Here is a 16301-nt window from a genome sequence, read left to right as displayed (position 1 = left end):
CAATGCGGCGACTGGGCCCTGTGCAAGCGCAAATCTCGCGTTATAACGGGCACGGGGGCGATTTCAGGCACGAGTGATATATGAAGATCTTGTTCATCCATCAGAATTTCCCCGGCCAGTTCAAACATCTCGCGCCCGCGCTCGCCGCCCAGGGCCACCAGGCCGTGGCACTGACCTTGCGGGTCGAAAAACCGGTGACTTGGAACGGCGTGCGCGTCGTACCCTACAAGATCGCGCGCTCGTCCGGTCAGGCGGTGCATCCCTGGCTGGTCGATCTCGACACCAAGGTCACCCGTGCCGAATCCTGCTTCCACGCCGCCTGCCAGTTGCGCGAGTCAGGCTTCACCCCGGACGTAATTCTCGCCCATCCCGGTTGGGGCGAGTCACTCTTTCTCAAGGACGTCTGGCCCGAGGCCCGGATCGGGCTCTATTGCGAACTCTACCATCAGACGGGGTTCCCCCATACCGGCTTCGATCCCGAGTTCCAGCCCGATATCGCCGAGACCGAACCGCTGCGGCTCAGGATGAAGAACATCAACAACCATCTCAGCTTCGCCATGGGCGACGCCGGCATATCGCCGACCCGGTTCCAGGCCGACACCTTCCCCGACAGCTTCCGCGACCGCATCACCGTCTGTTTCGACGGCATCAACACCGATCACCTGGTGGCGAAGCCGGATGTCAGTTTCGCCCTCGAAAACGGCCCCGTGCTCAGCCGCGACGACGAAATCATCACCTTCGTCAATCGCAACCTCGAGCCCTATCGCGGTTACCACATCTTCATGCGGGCGTTGCCACGGCTCTTGAAAGAACGGCCCAAGACCCGGGTGCTGATCGTCGGCGGCGACGAGACATCATACGGCGCCCGCGCGCCGAAGGGGCGGACCTGGAAGCAGATTTTCATCGACGAGGTCCGCGGCCAGATCCCGACGCCGAACTGGGAGCGCGTGCATTTCCTCGGTCGCATCCCTTATGAGCGTTTCGTATCCCTGCTGCAGGTCAGCCGGGTGCATGTCTACCTGACCTATCCGTTCGTGCTCAGCTGGTCGCTGTTCGAAACGATGAGCGTCGAAGGCGCGATCGTCGCCTCGGACACCGCGCCCGTCAAAGAACTCATCACCCATGGCGAAACCGGCCGCCTGGTGGATTTCTTCGACCGCGAGGCTCTGGTCGACGAGGTCTGCTTGCTGCTCGACGATGCCGAAGCACGCAACCGGCTCGGCCGCAATGCCCGCGCCCATGTGGTAAGTCTTTACGATCTCGCGAACATTTGTTTGCCGCGTCAGCTGAAATGGGTCAGCGACCTGGCGGCCATGCCGCCCCGTGAGATGGGTTCGCCCTGCATTTGACAGGCGTTTCAGGAACCGCCTGCAATTCGCCGCGGATCGGAACGTAGGCCAGGCGTCCGCCCGGCATACGCCACGTCAGTATTTCTTGTCCTGGATGCGCAGCTCGCGCGCCCGGGCCAGGATCGCATCCTCTACCGCGCGCTGGGTGCCAGCCGCCACCGGACCGCCGCGCGTGGCCAGCGCCACGTTAAGCGACCGGGCATCCAGCGCCGGATCCTTGATATAGACCGTGGCGCGATACGCCCGACCGCCGCCCGGCGGCGTGCCATAGCCCATCACGATCACGCCGGTGAACGGGTCGACCGACTGGATCGGCAGAAAGTTCAGCACGTCAAGCGAGGCATTCCACAGATAGCGGTTCACCTTGACGGTGGTGCCGGTGTCCTTGCGCTTGAAAAGATCCCAGATCGAGGTCTGACCGATCTGGCTCATGCCGTCGCGACCTTCGATTATCGGTTCGACCTCTTCGTCTTCCGAATCCACCGCATCGCGTGCGCCGCCGAAACCGACATTACCCAACGATCCGGTCCCGCCGCATGCGGCGAGGGAAAACGCAACCAGCATGGCCGCCAAAAGTTTAAACACGTTCATGGCTCGCATGTGACCCACCCGATCCTGCTCTTTCCCTACCCTCCTAACCAAGGCCCGCCCGCTGGGCAAGGTTTTCTCTCGCAAACGATTCCCGAGACCTCACGTTCCCGGCATTTACAGCGAGAAAAACGGCCCAATGACCGCTCTGATTTGGCAACTTAACGCGTACCCCTGTGGCGCCCCGGCGAAACTGTGACATTGCTGCACCAATCCCGGGCGCCAATAACCACGGCCGGGCACCTGCGCTTGCAATGCAACCCCGTTTGGAGCGAGAGAGTGCCATATACCCATGGCGGATTCCCTGCCTTGGGCGCATGACTGGAAAACCGAGGGAAACAAAATGAAAAAGATTCTCTTCGCAACGACCGCTCTCGTCGCCTCAGCAGGCGTCGCAGCAGCAGACGTGTCGTTCAGCGGCTACGGCCGTTTTGGTGCGATCGACATCGACGCGGGCCTGAACCCGGCCTTTGACGCATCCGGCATCTACACCCGGATTCGTCTGCAAATCGACATGACCATGGAAGCCGACAACGGCCTCGAGTTTGGTGCGCGCCTGCGTCACCAGGCCACGTCGGTGAACGGCGCTGGCTACGGCGGCGGCTTCAACGGCGCCCGCTTCTTCGCTCGTGCCGGTGGCTTCGAGCTGGGTGTCGGCAACATCATCGGCGCCATCGAAAACATGCCGGGCCTCTACATGGGCACCCAATCGGCCGGCATCGGCCTGTCGGGCCACACCTTCTCCAACCTGGTGACCAACACCACCTCGAAAGGCAACTTCAACTGGGATGCCTACTCGTCCGGTGGCGCTGGTGCTGACGGCGTCGAAGTGATGTACTCGGCTGGTGACTTCTCGGCACACATCTCGTACTCGGATTCGCCGAGTGGCCTCGTTCCGGCACCGTTCAACGTGCAGCAGCGTGTCGCGGCCCACGTCGCGTACACCTTCAACGACTGGACCGTTGCCCTGGGCTACCAGGACTCGGACGCTCTCGTTTGTGCGCTGAACAACACGTACACTGGCGCTTTCGCCCCGCTCACCGGCCCGGGCTGTGAAGACAAAGCCCTCATCACCGTTGGCGGCACAGTCGGCCCGGCAGATCTGAGCCTGGCCTATGCTGACAACGACGGCATCGGCAAATGGGGTCTCTACGCCAACGTCGAAGTCGGCGCCGCAACCCGCGTCGACGCCTTCGTGACGTCGGAAGAAGGCGTCTTCGGCGGTGAAACCTACGGCATCGGCGTGTCGCACAACCTCGGCGGCGGTGCATCGCTCGAAGCCGGTTTCGCAAAAGACGATACCGTCCTCGACATCACCACGATGGACCTCGGCATCCGCTTCAACTTCTGATCTCAGAAGTCGAACGATCCAAAGGAAGGGCAGGTCTTCGGACCTGCCCTTTTCTTTTTGCCCGACATGATGTTCTCTCTGGCCCCGAACACCATGCGCGAGAGGTTCCATGTCGCTCTCTGAAATCAAAGACCGCATTGCCAAGGCCGAAGCCGCCGCTGGCCGCACCCCCGGCTCGGTTCAACTGATCGCCGTCTCCAAGGTGCAGCCCGACGACCGGGTGCGCGCCGTGCTTGACCAGGGCCACCGCCTGTTCGGTGAAAACCGGGTGCAGGAAGCCGCCGGCAAATGGCCTTCTTTCCGCGAACAGTATCCGGACGTTCAGGTCCACCTCATCGGTCCGCTGCAGACCAACAAGACCCGCCAGGCCTTCGGTCTGTTCGAGGCGATCCACTCGGTCGACCGTCCCAAGCTGGCCAAAACGATTGCCCGCATCGCCCAGGAAGAGGGCCGCTGCCCGGACCTGTTCATCCAGGTCAACACCGGCGAAGAGCCGCAGAAGGCCGGCATTCTGCCAGCCGAGGCCGACGCCTTCATCGCCGACTGCAACGCGATGGATCTGCGCCTCGAGGGACTGATGTGCATTCCTCCGGTCGAGGAAGAACCCAGCCTGCATTTCGCCCTTCTGGCCAAGATCGCGGAGCGCAACGGGCTCTCCGGCCTGTCGATGGGCATGAGCAGCGATTTCGAACGCGCCATCGCGTTGGGTGCGACCCATGTGCGGGTCGGATCGGCGATTTTCGGCGAACGGGTCAGTTCGGGCGGATAAGCCGCAGCCGCCACCCCTTGCCTGACGTTAAAAACACCCCAACATTTGACTTACATGCATTCAAAAAGGGGGAGATTTCCGATGAAAACGTTTGCCATTGGCCTCGCAGCCGCAGCGATGGCCGCCACCTCGGCGGCGGCCGAGATGACGCTCAGCTTCAAGTGGGGCAACATTCCGCTCTGTACGTCCGGCCGTCCGAACACCGTTGCGAATCCGGAATTCGTGCTACGCGGGGTGCCGGCGGGAACCAACCGCATCACCTTCAAGCTCAAGGATCTCAACGTGCCGACCTACAACCACGGCGGCGGCACGGTGAAGGTGCAGATGTCCGGCTCCGGCAAGATTCCGGCAGGCGTCTTCAAATACAAAAGCCCCTGCCCGCCGTCGGGCGTACACACCTATGAATGGACGGCAACCGCAAAAGCCGGCAGCAAGACGCTGGCCACTGCCAGGGCCCGTCGGAACTACCCTGAATAAGTCGTATGGCGGGGCTCACCCCGCCATGCTTTCCGGCACGATCAACCGCGCGCCGGGCTGCAGCCGTTCGGCGATCCATCGCAGATCATCGCGGGAAAACGCCACGCAACCCTGGGTCGGAAAACCGGGCCGTCGCCATTGATGCAGGAAAATGGCCGAGCCCTTCCCCGGTGTCGCCACCGGCCAGTTCCAGTCGGTCACCAGCACGATGTCGTAAAGCGGATCGGGCCGACGCATTTTTTCGTGGCTATGCGGATATGGCACCCGCACGAGATGGTTATAACCAGCCCGCCCGCTCGCATCCGACCACAAATCACCAGGCCGGATCGGCCTCGCCCAGACAGTCGGCGGTGGAAGCCTCTCGGGACGGTAAAGCATTGCGACGATTCGATGCACGCCCACCGGCGTCGCTCCGTCACCTTCCTGCTTGTCCCGTCGAACGCCGCCCCTGCCCACGGTGCAGGCGAACCAGCGCCCTGCAAACCGCACGCCACGGCGGCTCAGCACCAGGTCCTTCGGCGTGGCTGGCACCGTGTCAGACACCTTCGACGATGATCAGGTCGGTCGACGAGCAGGTGTCGCGCAACCTGCGCGCCTCGGTGTATTCCGGCGACTCGTAAAATGCCCGCGCGGTCTCGACGTCATCGAACTCGACCACGACCGCCACGCCACGGGATTCGCCTTCGCGCTGTTCCGACACCGGGTTACGCACCAGAACGCGGCCGTTGTATTTCTCAATCGCCTTGGCGGACAGCGGCCCGAACCCCTTGAACGTCTCCGCGTCGGTCACGCGAATATTGGCAACGATATATCCTTTGGGCATTCGATCCCTCCCTGTTTGGTGCTTCCAGCCTAACTTGGATCACCGTCACAATAAATGCCCCGATTTTTCGGCCTTAGTCGCCAGATAACCGCGATTGTGCTCGGTCTCGCCCACCTTCAGAGGCACCCGCTCGACCACCTTTACCCCGTGCTCTTCCATCATCGCGATCTTGCGCGGATTGTTGGTTAAAAGCCGCACTTCCGAGAACCCCATGCTTTTCAGGATCTGCGCCCCGATGCGGAAATCCCGCTCGTCATCCTCGAAACCCAACCGATGGTTGGCCTCGACCGTGTCAAACCCCTGATCCTGCAGAGAATAGGCCCGCATCTTGTTGGCCAACCCGATGCCGCGTCCCTCCTGGTTGAGATAGAGCAGCACCCCAGCGCCCGCCTCGCCCATCTGAGCCAGCGCTCCGTGCAGCTGTGGGCCGCAATCACATTTCAGCGAGCCCAGCACATCACCAGTAAAACAGGCCGAATGCAACCGCGCCAGCACCGGCTTGTCCCGCGACGGCCGGCCGATCTCGATGGCATAGTGTTCCTCGCCGCCATCCTCGGGCCGGAAGATATGCAGTCGCCCGGCTTCGGCCGCCTCCATTGGCAAACGCGCAGCCACCACCGGGTGAAGATTGCTCGTTGCCTCCAGCACCGGTCCGGCCAGCGCGGCGGGGACCAGCGTCAGGTTGTGCGCGGCGGCAAAGTCCTTGCCCCCGGCCATCTCCAGCACCAGCGCTGCCGGTAACAGCCGCGCCGTCTTGGCCAACCGGATCGCCAACCGGTGCAGTCCCGCATCCCCGGTCCGCGCGGTAGCCAGCGGCCCCTTCATCGGTGTCTTCAGGTCATCGGCCGGGTCGGCAATCCCTAACACCCAGGCAAGTGTCGCATCCCCCGGCAGGGCCACCCGCGCCAGATCATCGTCATAGGCCCGCGCCTTCAGCGTCTCGGCCCGCCGTGCGGTAATCGCCAGCACCGGTGCCCCACCCAAGGCTCGCAGGTCGGCCAGTCGCTGTGCATCACAGGTCTCGGCCGCCAGCATCAGCACCGCATGGTCTCCCTCTCCCGCCAGCACGACGGGCACACCCATGCGAAGATCGGCGCGGGCTCGGGCAAGCACTTCCGTTATGTCCGGGGTGAAACTCATGGACCTCATCTAGGCAAAAGCGCACCAAGTTGAAACAATTCCCTCTCCCTTTACACGACGGCGTGAGACAATTGCAGCAAATCTTGCCGGAACGCGTGATCGCGCTCATCTCAAGTCAAACGCAACGAGGAGGGCCCGATGATGCCGCAACTCAAGAAAATTCTTCTGGTCGATGACGACGAAGACCTGCGCGAAGCGCTTTCAGAACAGCTGATTATGACCGAGGATTTTGACGTGTTCGAAGCCGGTAACGGTGCCGAGGCGATGAGCCGGGCCAAGGAAGCGATCTACGATCTTGTTATCCTTGACGTGGGACTGCCCGATACCGACGGGCGCGAGCTTTGCCGGATCATGCGCAAGCAAGGCGTCAAGTCGCCGATCCTCATGCTCACCGGCCACGACAGTGATGCCGACACCATCCTCGGGCTGGATGCCGGGGCCAATGACTATGTCACCAAGCCGTTCAAGTTCCCCGTGCTGCTGGCCCGCATCCGGGCTCAACTCCGTCAGCACGAACAATCCGAAGACGCCGTGTTCCAGCTTGGACCGTACACATTCAAGCCTGCAATGAAGATGCTAATCACCGAAGACGACAGAAAGATCCGGCTGACGGAAAAGGAAACCAACATCCTGAAGTTTCTTTACCGCTCGTCAGAAGGCGTGGTGCCGCGGGACGTGCTGTTGCACGAAGTTTGGGGCTACAACGCCGGCGTTACCACTCACACACTCGAAACCCACATCTACCGCCTGCGCCAGAAGATCGAACCCGAGCCGTCGAATGCCCGCCTTCTGGTAACCGAATCCGGCGGCTACCGGTTGATGGCTTGAACAACGCTTCTGCGGCTTCAAACCGGTTTGGGCTCATCCCCGGGTGTTCGCTTGTACCGCGTGGCGTCTTGCGCTGCAAAACATCCGAGACAGTCAACGAACCCTTACGTTCACCTGACCCTGACGAAAGAGGCACCACCGGCAAGAGCCATTCAGCATTTGGCTTCGTGACAACCGGGAACCCACGGCATGGCTTATTTGCCACAGTTGCATAGGCAGTAAGGAATACCTGCCTTATTTGCGCCAGATCAAAGTTGTATCCTTAACTTGTGAATACGGTTTGACCATCCCGTTGCATGTGCGGGTTATCGCATGCACCTCCCTGTTGGACTTGGCCTGGGCTTATCGCCCAGGTCTTTTTTTGCCGACGTGGTCGTTCAGCCAATCTCCCACTGCACCACGCCGATTGCGCGCCACGGGGATCTCCGTGCCATCGCGCAAAACCAGGAACTGGCCGCCCTCCGCCCGGTTGAGGCCGACAATGGCGTCACGCTGCACCCAATAGGAACGGTGGGACCGGATTCCTGCACCCGGCGGGCAACCATTGGCCAACTCACGCAGGCTGGCCCGGATCATTTCGGTGCCTTCTTGCGAAACCAATTCGACGTAATGCTCCACAGAGCGCATGTAGAGCAGTCTTCGAAGATCGATCACGCGCCCATTGTGAGAAATTTCCCTTCCGGCCGAGCCACCGCCGGCCTCACCGGTTTCCGACCGTGATTGGCCGGCCATCGCCGTGTCACCTATGGGTCCAGACGCGTCGGTGTCATCACTTTCCGCCCGCCCAAGAACCCGCGGCACGAGAAACGTCGCCGACATGGTCTCAAACACCAGGGCAATCAGAGTATAGCGCAGGATTTCCCAGACAATCGGCCGCCCAAGAAGGTCAATCCGATTGAACAGAAAAATGCCACCTGCATAATTGATAAACATCAGCACCGTCACGGTGGCCAGGATCAAAATGGCCGATGGCACCACCACATCGCGTTTCAGCCAGCACCCGAAGCGAAGCGTCAACGCGAAAAAACTCAGCCAGATCGCAGCCGCCAGCAGCGCGTTGGAATTCCAATACGCCAGCCGCCAAGGCAAAGCGACCTTTTGATCGAATAGGAACTGGTCATTCAGCGCAATCAGACTGGCGAAAAGAAAAAGCGAGGCGATGAAAGCACGCGATCCATAGAGTTGTGTAATATCCGCAACCTTAAGGCGAAAAACCCGTCCGTTCGTGCCAAGCACGTTCAATTCATGGCATTCCAGGTTGTAATCCGCCTTGTCCATTCGGGAAAATCGGCCCGCCGAGCAGTGTAATGAGTTTGAGTTTAGTGAGTTGAGTGACGCTATACAACGTCTGCTCATCGTTTCTACGTTTGTGGATTTTCAAACGTTTTCGGCGAGGCCTGGGGCTCAATAACGGGGCCCCAGGCCGACTTTGTGTCTGGCATCCACCAGGCACCCGCGATAAAGCGGACCGCGAAACATCCAGACACGTCGACCGGCAAGCGTAATGCCTTCCACACGCCAGGTCGGCGGCCGCCCGCCAAACCTGTCCCGGACCCCGAGACCCCGTCCGCACCTGCGGCGTGCCACAGCAGGAGAGACCCATGGCTTTCACCCTCGCCACATGGAACATCAACTCGGTCCGACTTCGCGAGCCCATCGTTTGCAAGCTCCTCGAAGAAGAAGGCCCCGACATCCTGTGCCTTCAGGAATGCAAGAGCCCGGTCGAGAAGATACCGGTGGAGCAGTTCCGTGCGCTCGGGTATGGCCACATGGTCGCCCGGGGGCAAAAAGGTTATAACGGCGTCGCGATCCTTTCGCGCCTGCCGATCGAAGATGTCGGAGACATGGACTTCGCCGGGCTTGGCCATGCCCGCCATGTTGCCGGGCGGCTGGAAAACGGCGTGGTGATTCACAATTTCTATGTCCCCGCCGGCGGCGACAAACCCGACCGTGAAGTGAACGAAAAATTCGGCCAGAAGCTGGATTACCTGACCGAGATGCGCGACTGGTTCCATGCCGAGCGGCCGGAAAAGTCTATCCTGGTGGGCGATCTCAACATCGCCCCGCGCGAGGATGACGTGTGGAGCCACAAGCAGCTTTTGAAAGTGGTATCGCACACACCGACCGAGGTGGAGCACCTGGGCGAAACCCAGGATGCGGGCAAATGGGTCGATATCACGCGCCAGGATATTCCCGAGGGCCAGCTTTATTCCTGGTGGTCCTACCGCGCCCGCGACTGGGACGCTGCCGATAAGGGCCGCCGGCTGGATCACATCTGGGCCACGCCCGACATTTCAAATGCAGGGCACGGTTCACGCATTCTGCGCGGCGCGCGCGGCTGGGAAAAGCCCTCCGACCACGCACCTGTGTTTGCGACGTTTGATCTTTGACTGCATGGCGGCCCATGTCAGAGTGAAGTCCTGCGCACAGGAAAACCAGGCATGACACAGGCGAACGTTTCCGAAACCACACCCGAAGACATCCTGTCTTTCTGGTTCCCCGACAGCCTGATCCGGCTCGATGGCGACGATCACGTCGCCTTCTGGACCAGCCGCATGCAGGGCGGTATGGACGCGGCGATCCTCGATCTCCATGCCGATCTGACACGCGCCGGGGCACAGGGGTTGCTTGACGCATGGGCCGAAACGCCGCGCGGCCGGCTGGCGCTTATCCTGGTGCTTGACCAGTTTCCACGCTCGCTCTGGCGCGACACGCCGGGCGCCTTTGCCCAGGATATCAAGGCCACCCGGCTGGCGCTCGAAGGGTTGGAGAACGGACACTACGATGCGCTCGATCACCCATGGGAGAAGAACTTCTACCTCATCGCGATGAGCCATTGCGAAGGCCCCGAGCATCTCGAGCGAATGGACCGCGTCGTGGCCCTGGCCGAGCGCGAAGTCGCATCTATGACCGGGCCGGTGGCCGAGCGCTATGACGAGATGGGTAACCAACCCCGGCGGGTGCGCGAGATCATCCGCCGCTTTGGACGGCACCCGCACCGCAACGCTATCTACGGTCGCGTCTCCACGCCCGACGAAGAGGTCTATATCGCCGAAGGCGTCTTTCCCCACGAACGCAAGATTGGTGCGCAGGACTAGCACGCCGGGCCATGGCGCATCGGGCAGGTTGTCGCGCGTTGATGACCTTTTATTTCCGCGCCTATGACATCATATAGGGGCAAACCGATTCAAAGGACGCTTGCTATGCTCGAACTCGGACAAAACGCTAACGCCGCCCCTGCGGGCGATCTGATCAAGGACGTCTCCGAGGCCGATTTCATGGCCGAGGTGATCGACGCTTCGCAAGAGGTGCCCGTTATCGTCGACTTCTGGGCCCCTTGGTGCGGGCCGTGCAAAACCCTTGGCCCAGCGCTTGAAGCCGCCGTCGAGAAAGCCGGCGGCAAGGTCCGCATGGCCAAAGTCAATGTCGATGAAAACCAGATGATCGCCGGCCAGATGCGGGTCCAATCGATCCCCACGGTTTATGCCTTCCACCAGGGCCAGCCGGTCGATGGTTTCCAGGGCGCTCTGCCGGCCTCGGAAGTCAATCGTTTCGTTGAGAAAATTGCCGCGCTGGCCGGGGATGGCGGGCTTGGCGAAGCCGTCGCTGCCGCCGAAGAAATGCTCGAACAGGGCGCCGCAGCAGACGCCGCCCAGACCTTCGCTGCGATCCTTCAGGAAGACCCGGAAAACGCCGCCGCCTATGGCGGGCTGGCCCGTGCGCACATGGCGCTGGGCGAGTTGGACCAGGCCGAGGCGATCCTCAACGGCGCGCCTGCCGCCATCGCCTCCAAACCCGAGATCGAGGCCGCCCACGCCCAGCTCGACCTCGCCCGCGCCGCCGCTAATGCCGGCCCCGTGGACGAGTTGGCGGCCCAGGTCGAGGCGAACCCGGACAACCACCAGGCCCGCTTCGACCTCGCCCAGGCGCTGCATGCCAATGGTGATGTCCAGGGTGCAGTCGATCAGCTGCTTGACCTGTTCCGGCGCGATCGCGAGTGGAACGACGGCGCGGCCAAGGCTCAGCTGCTGACGATTTTCGAGGCACTGCCACCGCAGGATCCCGTAGCGTTGGCTGGCCGCCGCAAGCTCGCCTCGATGATCTTGGTGTAGACGCGTCTTTCACGCTATCATCATACCATGACCATGACCCAGGACCTCCCCGAGGTCATCCCGGTGTTTCCCCTGACAGGCGCGCTGCTGCTGCCGCGCTCGCGTTTGCCGCTACACATCTTCGAGCCGCGCTATCTCTCCATGCTCGACGATGCGCTGAAAACGCCAGAGCGTCTGATTGGAATGGTCCAGCCCTACGACCGCCCCAGCGGCGATGGCGATGGGTTGATGACGATTGGCTGCGCCGGCCGCATTACCCAGTTTTCCGAGACCGAGGACGGCCGTTACATGATAACCTTGACCGGTATCTCGCGTTTTCGGGTACTCGACGAGGTCGACGGCTTCACCCCCTATCGCCGGGCCCGGGTCAGCTGGGACGGGTTCGAGCGGGACCGCGGCCCGGTCGATCACGATCCTAGCTTCGACCGCAGCCGCTTCATGGCGCTGCTGTCGCGCTTCTTCTCGGCCAAGGGCCTCAACACCGATTGGGACACGCTGAAAGAGGCCGAGGACGAGCTTTTAATCAACTCGCTTTCGATACTGCTGGAGTTCGAACCCGAGGACAAACAGGCGCTTCTCGAGGCGCCGTCGCTCAGCACCCGCCGCGAAACTCTGGTGACACTCATCGAATTCACCTTGCACGGCGGCGATGGAGAGGACCTGATCCAATGACCGACAAACCGACCTTCGACCGCCACATGCTCGAAGCCTTGATTTGCCCGCAGTCACACGGGGCACTGGAATACGACGCCGACCGGCAGGAACTGATCAGCAAGTCTGCCGGTCTCGCCTATCCGATCCGCGATGGTATCCCGGTGATGCTGGTGGATGAGGCGCGCCGCCTGGATCCCTAGAGTGCGCGCTCCGCCTATCGTGTCTAGCGCATAAGTTCCGGCAATTCACCCGTCAGTCCTGCCGCCTCGCGGATGAAGCCGCGGCGCAGACCCGGCACGGCATTCACGACCCCCATACCGAAATCCCGCGCCAACCGCAGCAGGGGATTATCGTTTGAAAACATCTTATTGGTCAGGTCCGTCGCCATCGCCAGCGTCTGCGTGTCGAACCGGCGCCATTCCTGGTAGCGCGCCAAAACCGAGGCGCTGGCAAAATCCTCTCCCCGCCTCACGGCGTGGTCCAGAACATCCACCAGCGCGCCGACATCGCGCAGCCCGGCATTCAGCCCCTGGCCGGCGATGGGATGCATCCCGTGGGCGGCATCGCCAATCAGCGCCAGACGATCGGCCACGAACGCATGCGCGATGGTCAGGTTCAGCGGATAGGTAAACCGCTTGCCCTTCAGACGGATCTCGCCCAGAAAATCGCCGAAGCGCGGCCGCAGCACTTCGAGGTAGTCGGCATCGCTGAGCGCGTTGATCTCGGCCGCGACGTCATGTGTCTCCGACCAGACGATCGAGCTGACGTTCCCCGGCAAGGGCAGAATCGCCAGCGGCCCGTGCGGCATGAAGAATTGATGCGCAATGCCGTGATGCGGCCGCTCGTGTTCAATGGCGCAGACCAGCGCGGTCTGACCGTAATCCCAGCCTGTCCGCTTGATCCCGGCCCGTGATGCGGTGCCGGACTGCCGCCCGTCGCACCCCACAAGAAGCCGCCCGCGCAGGGTTTTCCCCGACGCCAGCGTCAGCGTCACCCCGCTCGCATCCACCTCCTGCGCCTCGACCCGGTCCTCCACCTGGGCAATCCGGGGCTCGCCCGCCATCGCCTCCAGGAAGGCCCGCCGCAGGAACCTGTCCTCGAGCATGAAGCCCATCGGCCCTTCCTCGATCTCGGCGGCATCGAAATGGAGAAAGAACGGCGCCGGCCCTTGGCCCGCGCGCCCGTCGCTGGCCTTGATCTCCAGCATCGGCTGGCTGTGCTCTGCAACCCGCGCCCAGATGCCGATCCGCTCGAGCAGGCGTTTCGAGGCCAGCGCCAACGCATAAGCCCGGCCGTCGAAAGCCGCGTTCTTCCGTACCGTCTCGGACAGCGCGTCGATTACCGTGACACTGAACCCCTTCTGCGCCAGCGGCAGAGCCAGCGCCGGGCCATTCAGCCCCCCGCCGACGATCAGGATATCGCTGTCGAATGTCATGAGCCTCATAAAGGCGATCGTGACGGGATTGTCCATGCCGCACATCGCCGCTAGCGTGGGCGCAAGCGGCCGGGGTGGGAGCCTCCGGCGGGAGTATTTGCGGCAAGATGAAAGGGCGGGCGCCATGAAGGACTGGCTGTGGATGAACATGGGCGATCTGGGCCGCGGTATCGGCGCGGGAGAGATCGACCCGCTCGAGCTGACCGAAACCTATCTCGACGCCATCAATGCGCATGCGCTCAAGGACCGAATCTATGTCCGCCTGACCGAGGACCGCGCGCTGACCGAAGCCGAAGCCGCCTCGAAACGGGCCCGTTCCGGCTACAGGCGCGGGCTTCTCGACGGCGTGCCGGTCAGCTGGAAAGACCTGTTCGACACCGCCGGCATCGCCACCGAAGCGGGCTCGGCCCTGCTCGAAGGCCGAGTCCCGGAGGACGACGCGCCGGTGCTGAAGAACGCCACCCTTGCCGGTACCGTCTGCCTCGGCAAGACCCATATGTCGGAACTGGCGTTTTCCGGGCTGGGCTACAACCCGGTGACCGAAACACCACCCTGCGTCAACGATGCGGACGCCGTGCCTGGCGGGTCGTCCTCCGGCGCCGCGGCCTCGGTCGCCTTCGGGCTCGCGCCCTGCGGCATCGGTTCGGATACCGGTGGCTCGGTACGCATTCCCAGCGCTTGGAACGATCTCGTCGGCCTCAAGACCACCACCGGCCGGCTTTCGCTCAAGGGCGTTGTGCCACTCTGTGCCCGGTTCGACACGGTGGGCCCACTCTGCCGCACGGTCGAGGATGCGGCACTGATGCTCGCCGCGCTGGAGGGTTCGCGTGCCGTCGATCTCAATGGCGTGCAGGCCAAGGGCCTGCGCATCGGCGTTTTGCAAACGGTCGCGCCCGGCGACCTGCGCGATGCCCCCGAAGCCGCCTATAGGGACGCCCTCGCGCGCCTCGCCGACGTAGGCGTCACGCTGGAACCCTTCGACGCCCCCGAGGTCGCCACGGCGCTGGCGCAATCCCCGGTGGCCTTCACGTCCGAGGCCTACGGTACCTGGCAAGAGGTGATCGAGGCCGCCCCCGACAAGATGTTCCACGAAATCCTCGAACGGTTCCGCGCCGGGGCCCAGCATTCCGGCCCGGATTTCGTGCGCGCCTGGCACCGGCTCGATGCCTGCCGCGAGAGCTGGACCGCCCGCGTCGCCGGTTACGATGCCGTCGTCATCCCCTCGGCCCCGAACCTGCCGCCCAGGCTCGACCGACTGATCAGCGACCACGACTATTATGTCTCGGAAAACCTGCTTACCCTGCGCAACACCCGCATCGGTAACGTGCTGGGCCTTTCAGCCATCACCTTGCCGGTTGCGGGGCATCCCTCCTGCGGCGTCATCCTGATGGGAAAACCCTTCGGTGAAGAGGCGCTCCTGCGCGTCGCCGCGGCCTGCGAGCCGGCACTCGCAACCACCTGACACCCGCGCGTCCAAATTGCCACAACCCTCGCGAATCGCGTCTCTTTTTCTGGACGAAGCACTGGGGCTTGGGTAGTTTTGCCTCAAACGGGGCGTCAACGACCCCGATCTTGAGGCAGTATGAGCATGTTCCCCGAGCGGTTTTCGAACCTACCGGAATACGCATTCCCGCGCCTGCGCGCGCTTCTCGACCATCACCAGCCGGGCGGCGAGGTGGTGCATATGACCATTGGCGAGCCCAAACACGCCTTCCCGGCCTGGGTGACGCAAGTGATCTCCGAAAACGCCGCCGGATTCGGCAAATACCCTCCAAACGAAGGATCCGAAGGCCTGCGCACGGCGATTGCCGACTGGGTGCAGATGCGGTTTGGCGTACCGCTCGACCCGGACAGGCAGGTCATGGCCCTCAACGGGACACGCGAGGGGCTTTACAACGCCTGCATGGCGCTGGTGCCGGAGACGGTTTGCGGCGAGCAGCCGCTGGTGCTGATCCCGAACCCGTTCTACCAGGTCTACATGGTCGGCGCGATCTCGGTCGGCGCCCGGCCGGTGATGGTGCCCGCCACCCGCGCCACCGGTTACCTGCCGGATTATTCCGGCCTTCCCACCGACCTGCTGAACCGCACTGCGGCGGCCTATGTCTGTTCACCGTCGAACCCGCAGGGCGCCGTCGCCTCGCGCGATTATCTGCGCGACCTGATCGGCCTGGCCGAACAGTTCGACTTCAAGATCTTCTCGGACGAATGTTATTCGGAGATCTACCGCAACGACCCGCCCGCTGGTGCGCTGGATGTCGCCCGCGAAATGGGTGCCGACCCAGAACGTGTCGTGGTCTTCCATTCGCTGTCGAAACGCTCGAATCTCCCCGGCCTGCGCTCGGGCTTCGTGGCCGGCGGTCCCGACAGCATTGCTCGCATCAAGCAGCTGCGCACCTATGCCGGTGCACCGCTGCCGCTGCCCTTGCAGGTGGCGGCGGAAAAGGTGTGGCGCGACGAAGATCATGTCATCGAAAACCGCCGCCTCTATCAGGAGAAATATGCCGCAGCCGATGCGGTATTCGGCTCTGTTCAGGCCTATCAGGGCCCCGAAGCCGGCTTCTTTCTCTGGCTTCCGGTCGAGGACGGAGAGACGGCGGCGCTGAAGTCCTGGAAGGATACTGGGGTCCGGGTCCTGCCAGGCGCCTACCTCGCCCGCGAGGTGAACGGGCAGAACCCCGGGCAAGGATATATCAGGGTGGCAATGGTCGCCCCCAAAGAAGAAATGCAGCAAGGGCTGATCCGGCTCCGCGACTGCATCTATGCGTAAGGACGAGG

18 protein-coding genes are annotated in these 16301 nt (G+C 62.7%); 12 read left to right on the top strand and 6 right to left on the bottom strand.

Annotated features, from left to right (window positions below; genetic code table 11):
- The first annotated feature begins 80 nt into the window (after positions 1 to 80).
- Positions 81 to 1349 (top strand): glycosyltransferase, encoded by a 1269-nt coding sequence (locus tag NO357_RS11080; RefSeq protein ID WP_306735734.1) that lies wholly within the window; start codon positions 81 to 83, stop codon positions 1347 to 1349.
- A 75-nt stretch (positions 1350 to 1424) separates the two neighbouring features.
- Here the strand turns inward: NO357_RS11080 and NO357_RS11075 are convergent, their stop codons facing one another.
- Positions 1425 to 1949, bottom strand: a complete 525-nt coding sequence (locus NO357_RS11075; RefSeq protein WP_306735733.1) for a DUF3576 domain-containing protein — start codon at positions 1947 to 1949, stop codon at positions 1425 to 1427.
- A gap of 331 nt (positions 1950 to 2280) precedes the next feature.
- Between NO357_RS11075 and NO357_RS11070 the strand changes: the two genes are divergently transcribed.
- From NO357_RS11070 to NO357_RS11060, 3 genes are all read left to right on the top strand, one after another.
- On the top strand, positions 2281 to 3288 hold the full coding sequence (locus tag NO357_RS11070; protein ID WP_306735732.1) for a porin: 1008 nt from the start codon (positions 2281 to 2283) through the stop codon (positions 3286 to 3288).
- A gap of 109 nt (positions 3289 to 3397) precedes the next feature.
- Positions 3398 to 4057, top strand: coding sequence for a YggS family pyridoxal phosphate-dependent enzyme (locus tag NO357_RS11065; protein ID WP_306735731.1), 660 nt, complete (start codon positions 3398 to 3400; stop codon positions 4055 to 4057).
- A gap of 81 nt (positions 4058 to 4138) precedes the next feature.
- The gene (locus NO357_RS11060; protein WP_306735730.1) at positions 4139 to 4534 is read left to right on the top strand and encodes a hypothetical protein; all 396 of its coding nucleotides are present in this window, start codon (positions 4139 to 4141) and stop codon (positions 4532 to 4534) included.
- Between the two features lie 15 nt (positions 4535 to 4549).
- Here NO357_RS11060 and NO357_RS11055 read toward each other — a convergent pair whose 3' ends face one another.
- Genes NO357_RS11055 through ribA form a run of 3 tightly spaced genes read right to left on the bottom strand, consistent with a single transcriptional unit; the run spans position 4550 to position 6497 of the window.
- Positions 4550 to 5065 (bottom strand): L,D-transpeptidase family protein, encoded by a 516-nt coding sequence (locus NO357_RS11055; RefSeq protein WP_306735729.1) that lies wholly within the window; start codon positions 5063 to 5065, stop codon positions 4550 to 4552.
- Between the two features lie 4 nt (positions 5066 to 5069).
- Complete coding sequence (locus NO357_RS11050) at positions 5070 to 5357, bottom strand: DUF1330 domain-containing protein (protein ID WP_306735728.1); 288 nt, start codon at positions 5355 to 5357, stop codon at positions 5070 to 5072.
- A gap of 45 nt (positions 5358 to 5402) precedes the next feature.
- Positions 5403 to 6497, bottom strand: coding sequence for a GTP cyclohydrolase II (ribA, locus tag NO357_RS11045; RefSeq protein WP_306735727.1), 1095 nt, complete (start codon positions 6495 to 6497; stop codon positions 5403 to 5405).
- A 141-nt stretch (positions 6498 to 6638) separates the two neighbouring features.
- On the opposite strand from ribA, the gene NO357_RS11040 reads away from it, so the two are divergent.
- Complete coding sequence (locus NO357_RS11040) at positions 6639 to 7325, top strand: response regulator transcription factor (RefSeq protein ID WP_306736181.1); 687 nt, start codon at positions 6639 to 6641, stop codon at positions 7323 to 7325.
- Between the two features lie 342 nt (positions 7326 to 7667).
- Here NO357_RS11040 and NO357_RS11035 read toward each other — a convergent pair whose 3' ends face one another.
- Positions 7668 to 8603: a LytTR family DNA-binding domain-containing protein gene (locus NO357_RS11035; RefSeq protein ID WP_306735726.1), complete on the bottom strand. Its 936-nt coding sequence runs from the start codon at positions 8601 to 8603 to the stop codon at positions 7668 to 7670.
- A gap of 323 nt (positions 8604 to 8926) precedes the next feature.
- Here NO357_RS11035 and NO357_RS11030 point away from each other — a divergent pair, with 323 nt between their 5' ends.
- The 5 genes from NO357_RS11030 to NO357_RS11010 all read left to right on the top strand — a co-directional run bounded on the left by NO357_RS11030 (position 8927) and on the right by NO357_RS11010 (position 12291).
- Positions 8927 to 9715 (top strand): exodeoxyribonuclease III, encoded by a 789-nt coding sequence (locus tag NO357_RS11030; protein ID WP_306735725.1) that lies wholly within the window; start codon positions 8927 to 8929, stop codon positions 9713 to 9715.
- A 51-nt stretch (positions 9716 to 9766) separates the two neighbouring features.
- The gene (locus NO357_RS11025) at positions 9767 to 10423 is read left to right on the top strand and encodes a DUF924 family protein (RefSeq protein WP_306735724.1); all 657 of its coding nucleotides are present in this window, start codon (positions 9767 to 9769) and stop codon (positions 10421 to 10423) included.
- A 105-nt stretch (positions 10424 to 10528) separates the two neighbouring features.
- Complete coding sequence (trxA, locus tag NO357_RS11020) at positions 10529 to 11437, top strand: thioredoxin (RefSeq protein ID WP_306735723.1); 909 nt, start codon at positions 10529 to 10531, stop codon at positions 11435 to 11437.
- Between the two features lie 27 nt (positions 11438 to 11464).
- Positions 11465 to 12109 (top strand): LON peptidase substrate-binding domain-containing protein, encoded by a 645-nt coding sequence (locus tag NO357_RS11015; protein WP_306735722.1) that lies wholly within the window; start codon positions 11465 to 11467, stop codon positions 12107 to 12109.
- Entirely contained in the window at positions 12106 to 12291 is a 186-nt protein-coding gene (locus NO357_RS11010) for a Trm112 family protein (protein WP_306735721.1), read from the top strand. The genes NO357_RS11015 and NO357_RS11010 overlap by 4 nt, the downstream gene beginning before the upstream one ends.
- A 23-nt stretch (positions 12292 to 12314) precedes the next feature.
- On the opposite strand, the gene NO357_RS11005 is transcribed toward NO357_RS11010, so the two are convergent.
- A complete protein-coding gene (locus NO357_RS11005; protein ID WP_376744371.1) occupies positions 12315 to 13562 on the bottom strand; it encodes a UbiH/UbiF/VisC/COQ6 family ubiquinone biosynthesis hydroxylase in 1248 nt (415 codons plus the stop codon).
- Between the two features lie 88 nt (positions 13563 to 13650).
- On the opposite strand from NO357_RS11005, the gene NO357_RS11000 reads away from it, so the two are divergent.
- Together NO357_RS11000 and NO357_RS10995 are read left to right on the top strand one after the other, a co-directional pair.
- Positions 13651 to 14988, top strand: a complete 1338-nt coding sequence (locus NO357_RS11000) for an amidase (RefSeq protein WP_306735720.1) — start codon at positions 13651 to 13653, stop codon at positions 14986 to 14988.
- A 126-nt stretch (positions 14989 to 15114) separates the two neighbouring features.
- Entirely contained in the window at positions 15115 to 16293 is a 1179-nt protein-coding gene (locus NO357_RS10995) for an aminotransferase class I/II-fold pyridoxal phosphate-dependent enzyme (protein WP_306736179.1), read from the top strand.
- Positions 16294 to 16301 lie beyond the last annotated feature (8 nt).

The sequence above is a fragment of the Marimonas arenosa genome, from assembly GCF_030848945.1.
GTDB lineage: Bacteria > Pseudomonadota > Alphaproteobacteria > Rhodobacterales > Rhodobacteraceae > Marimonas > Marimonas arenosa.
This window is presented reverse-complemented; position numbering and strand designations above follow the sequence as displayed.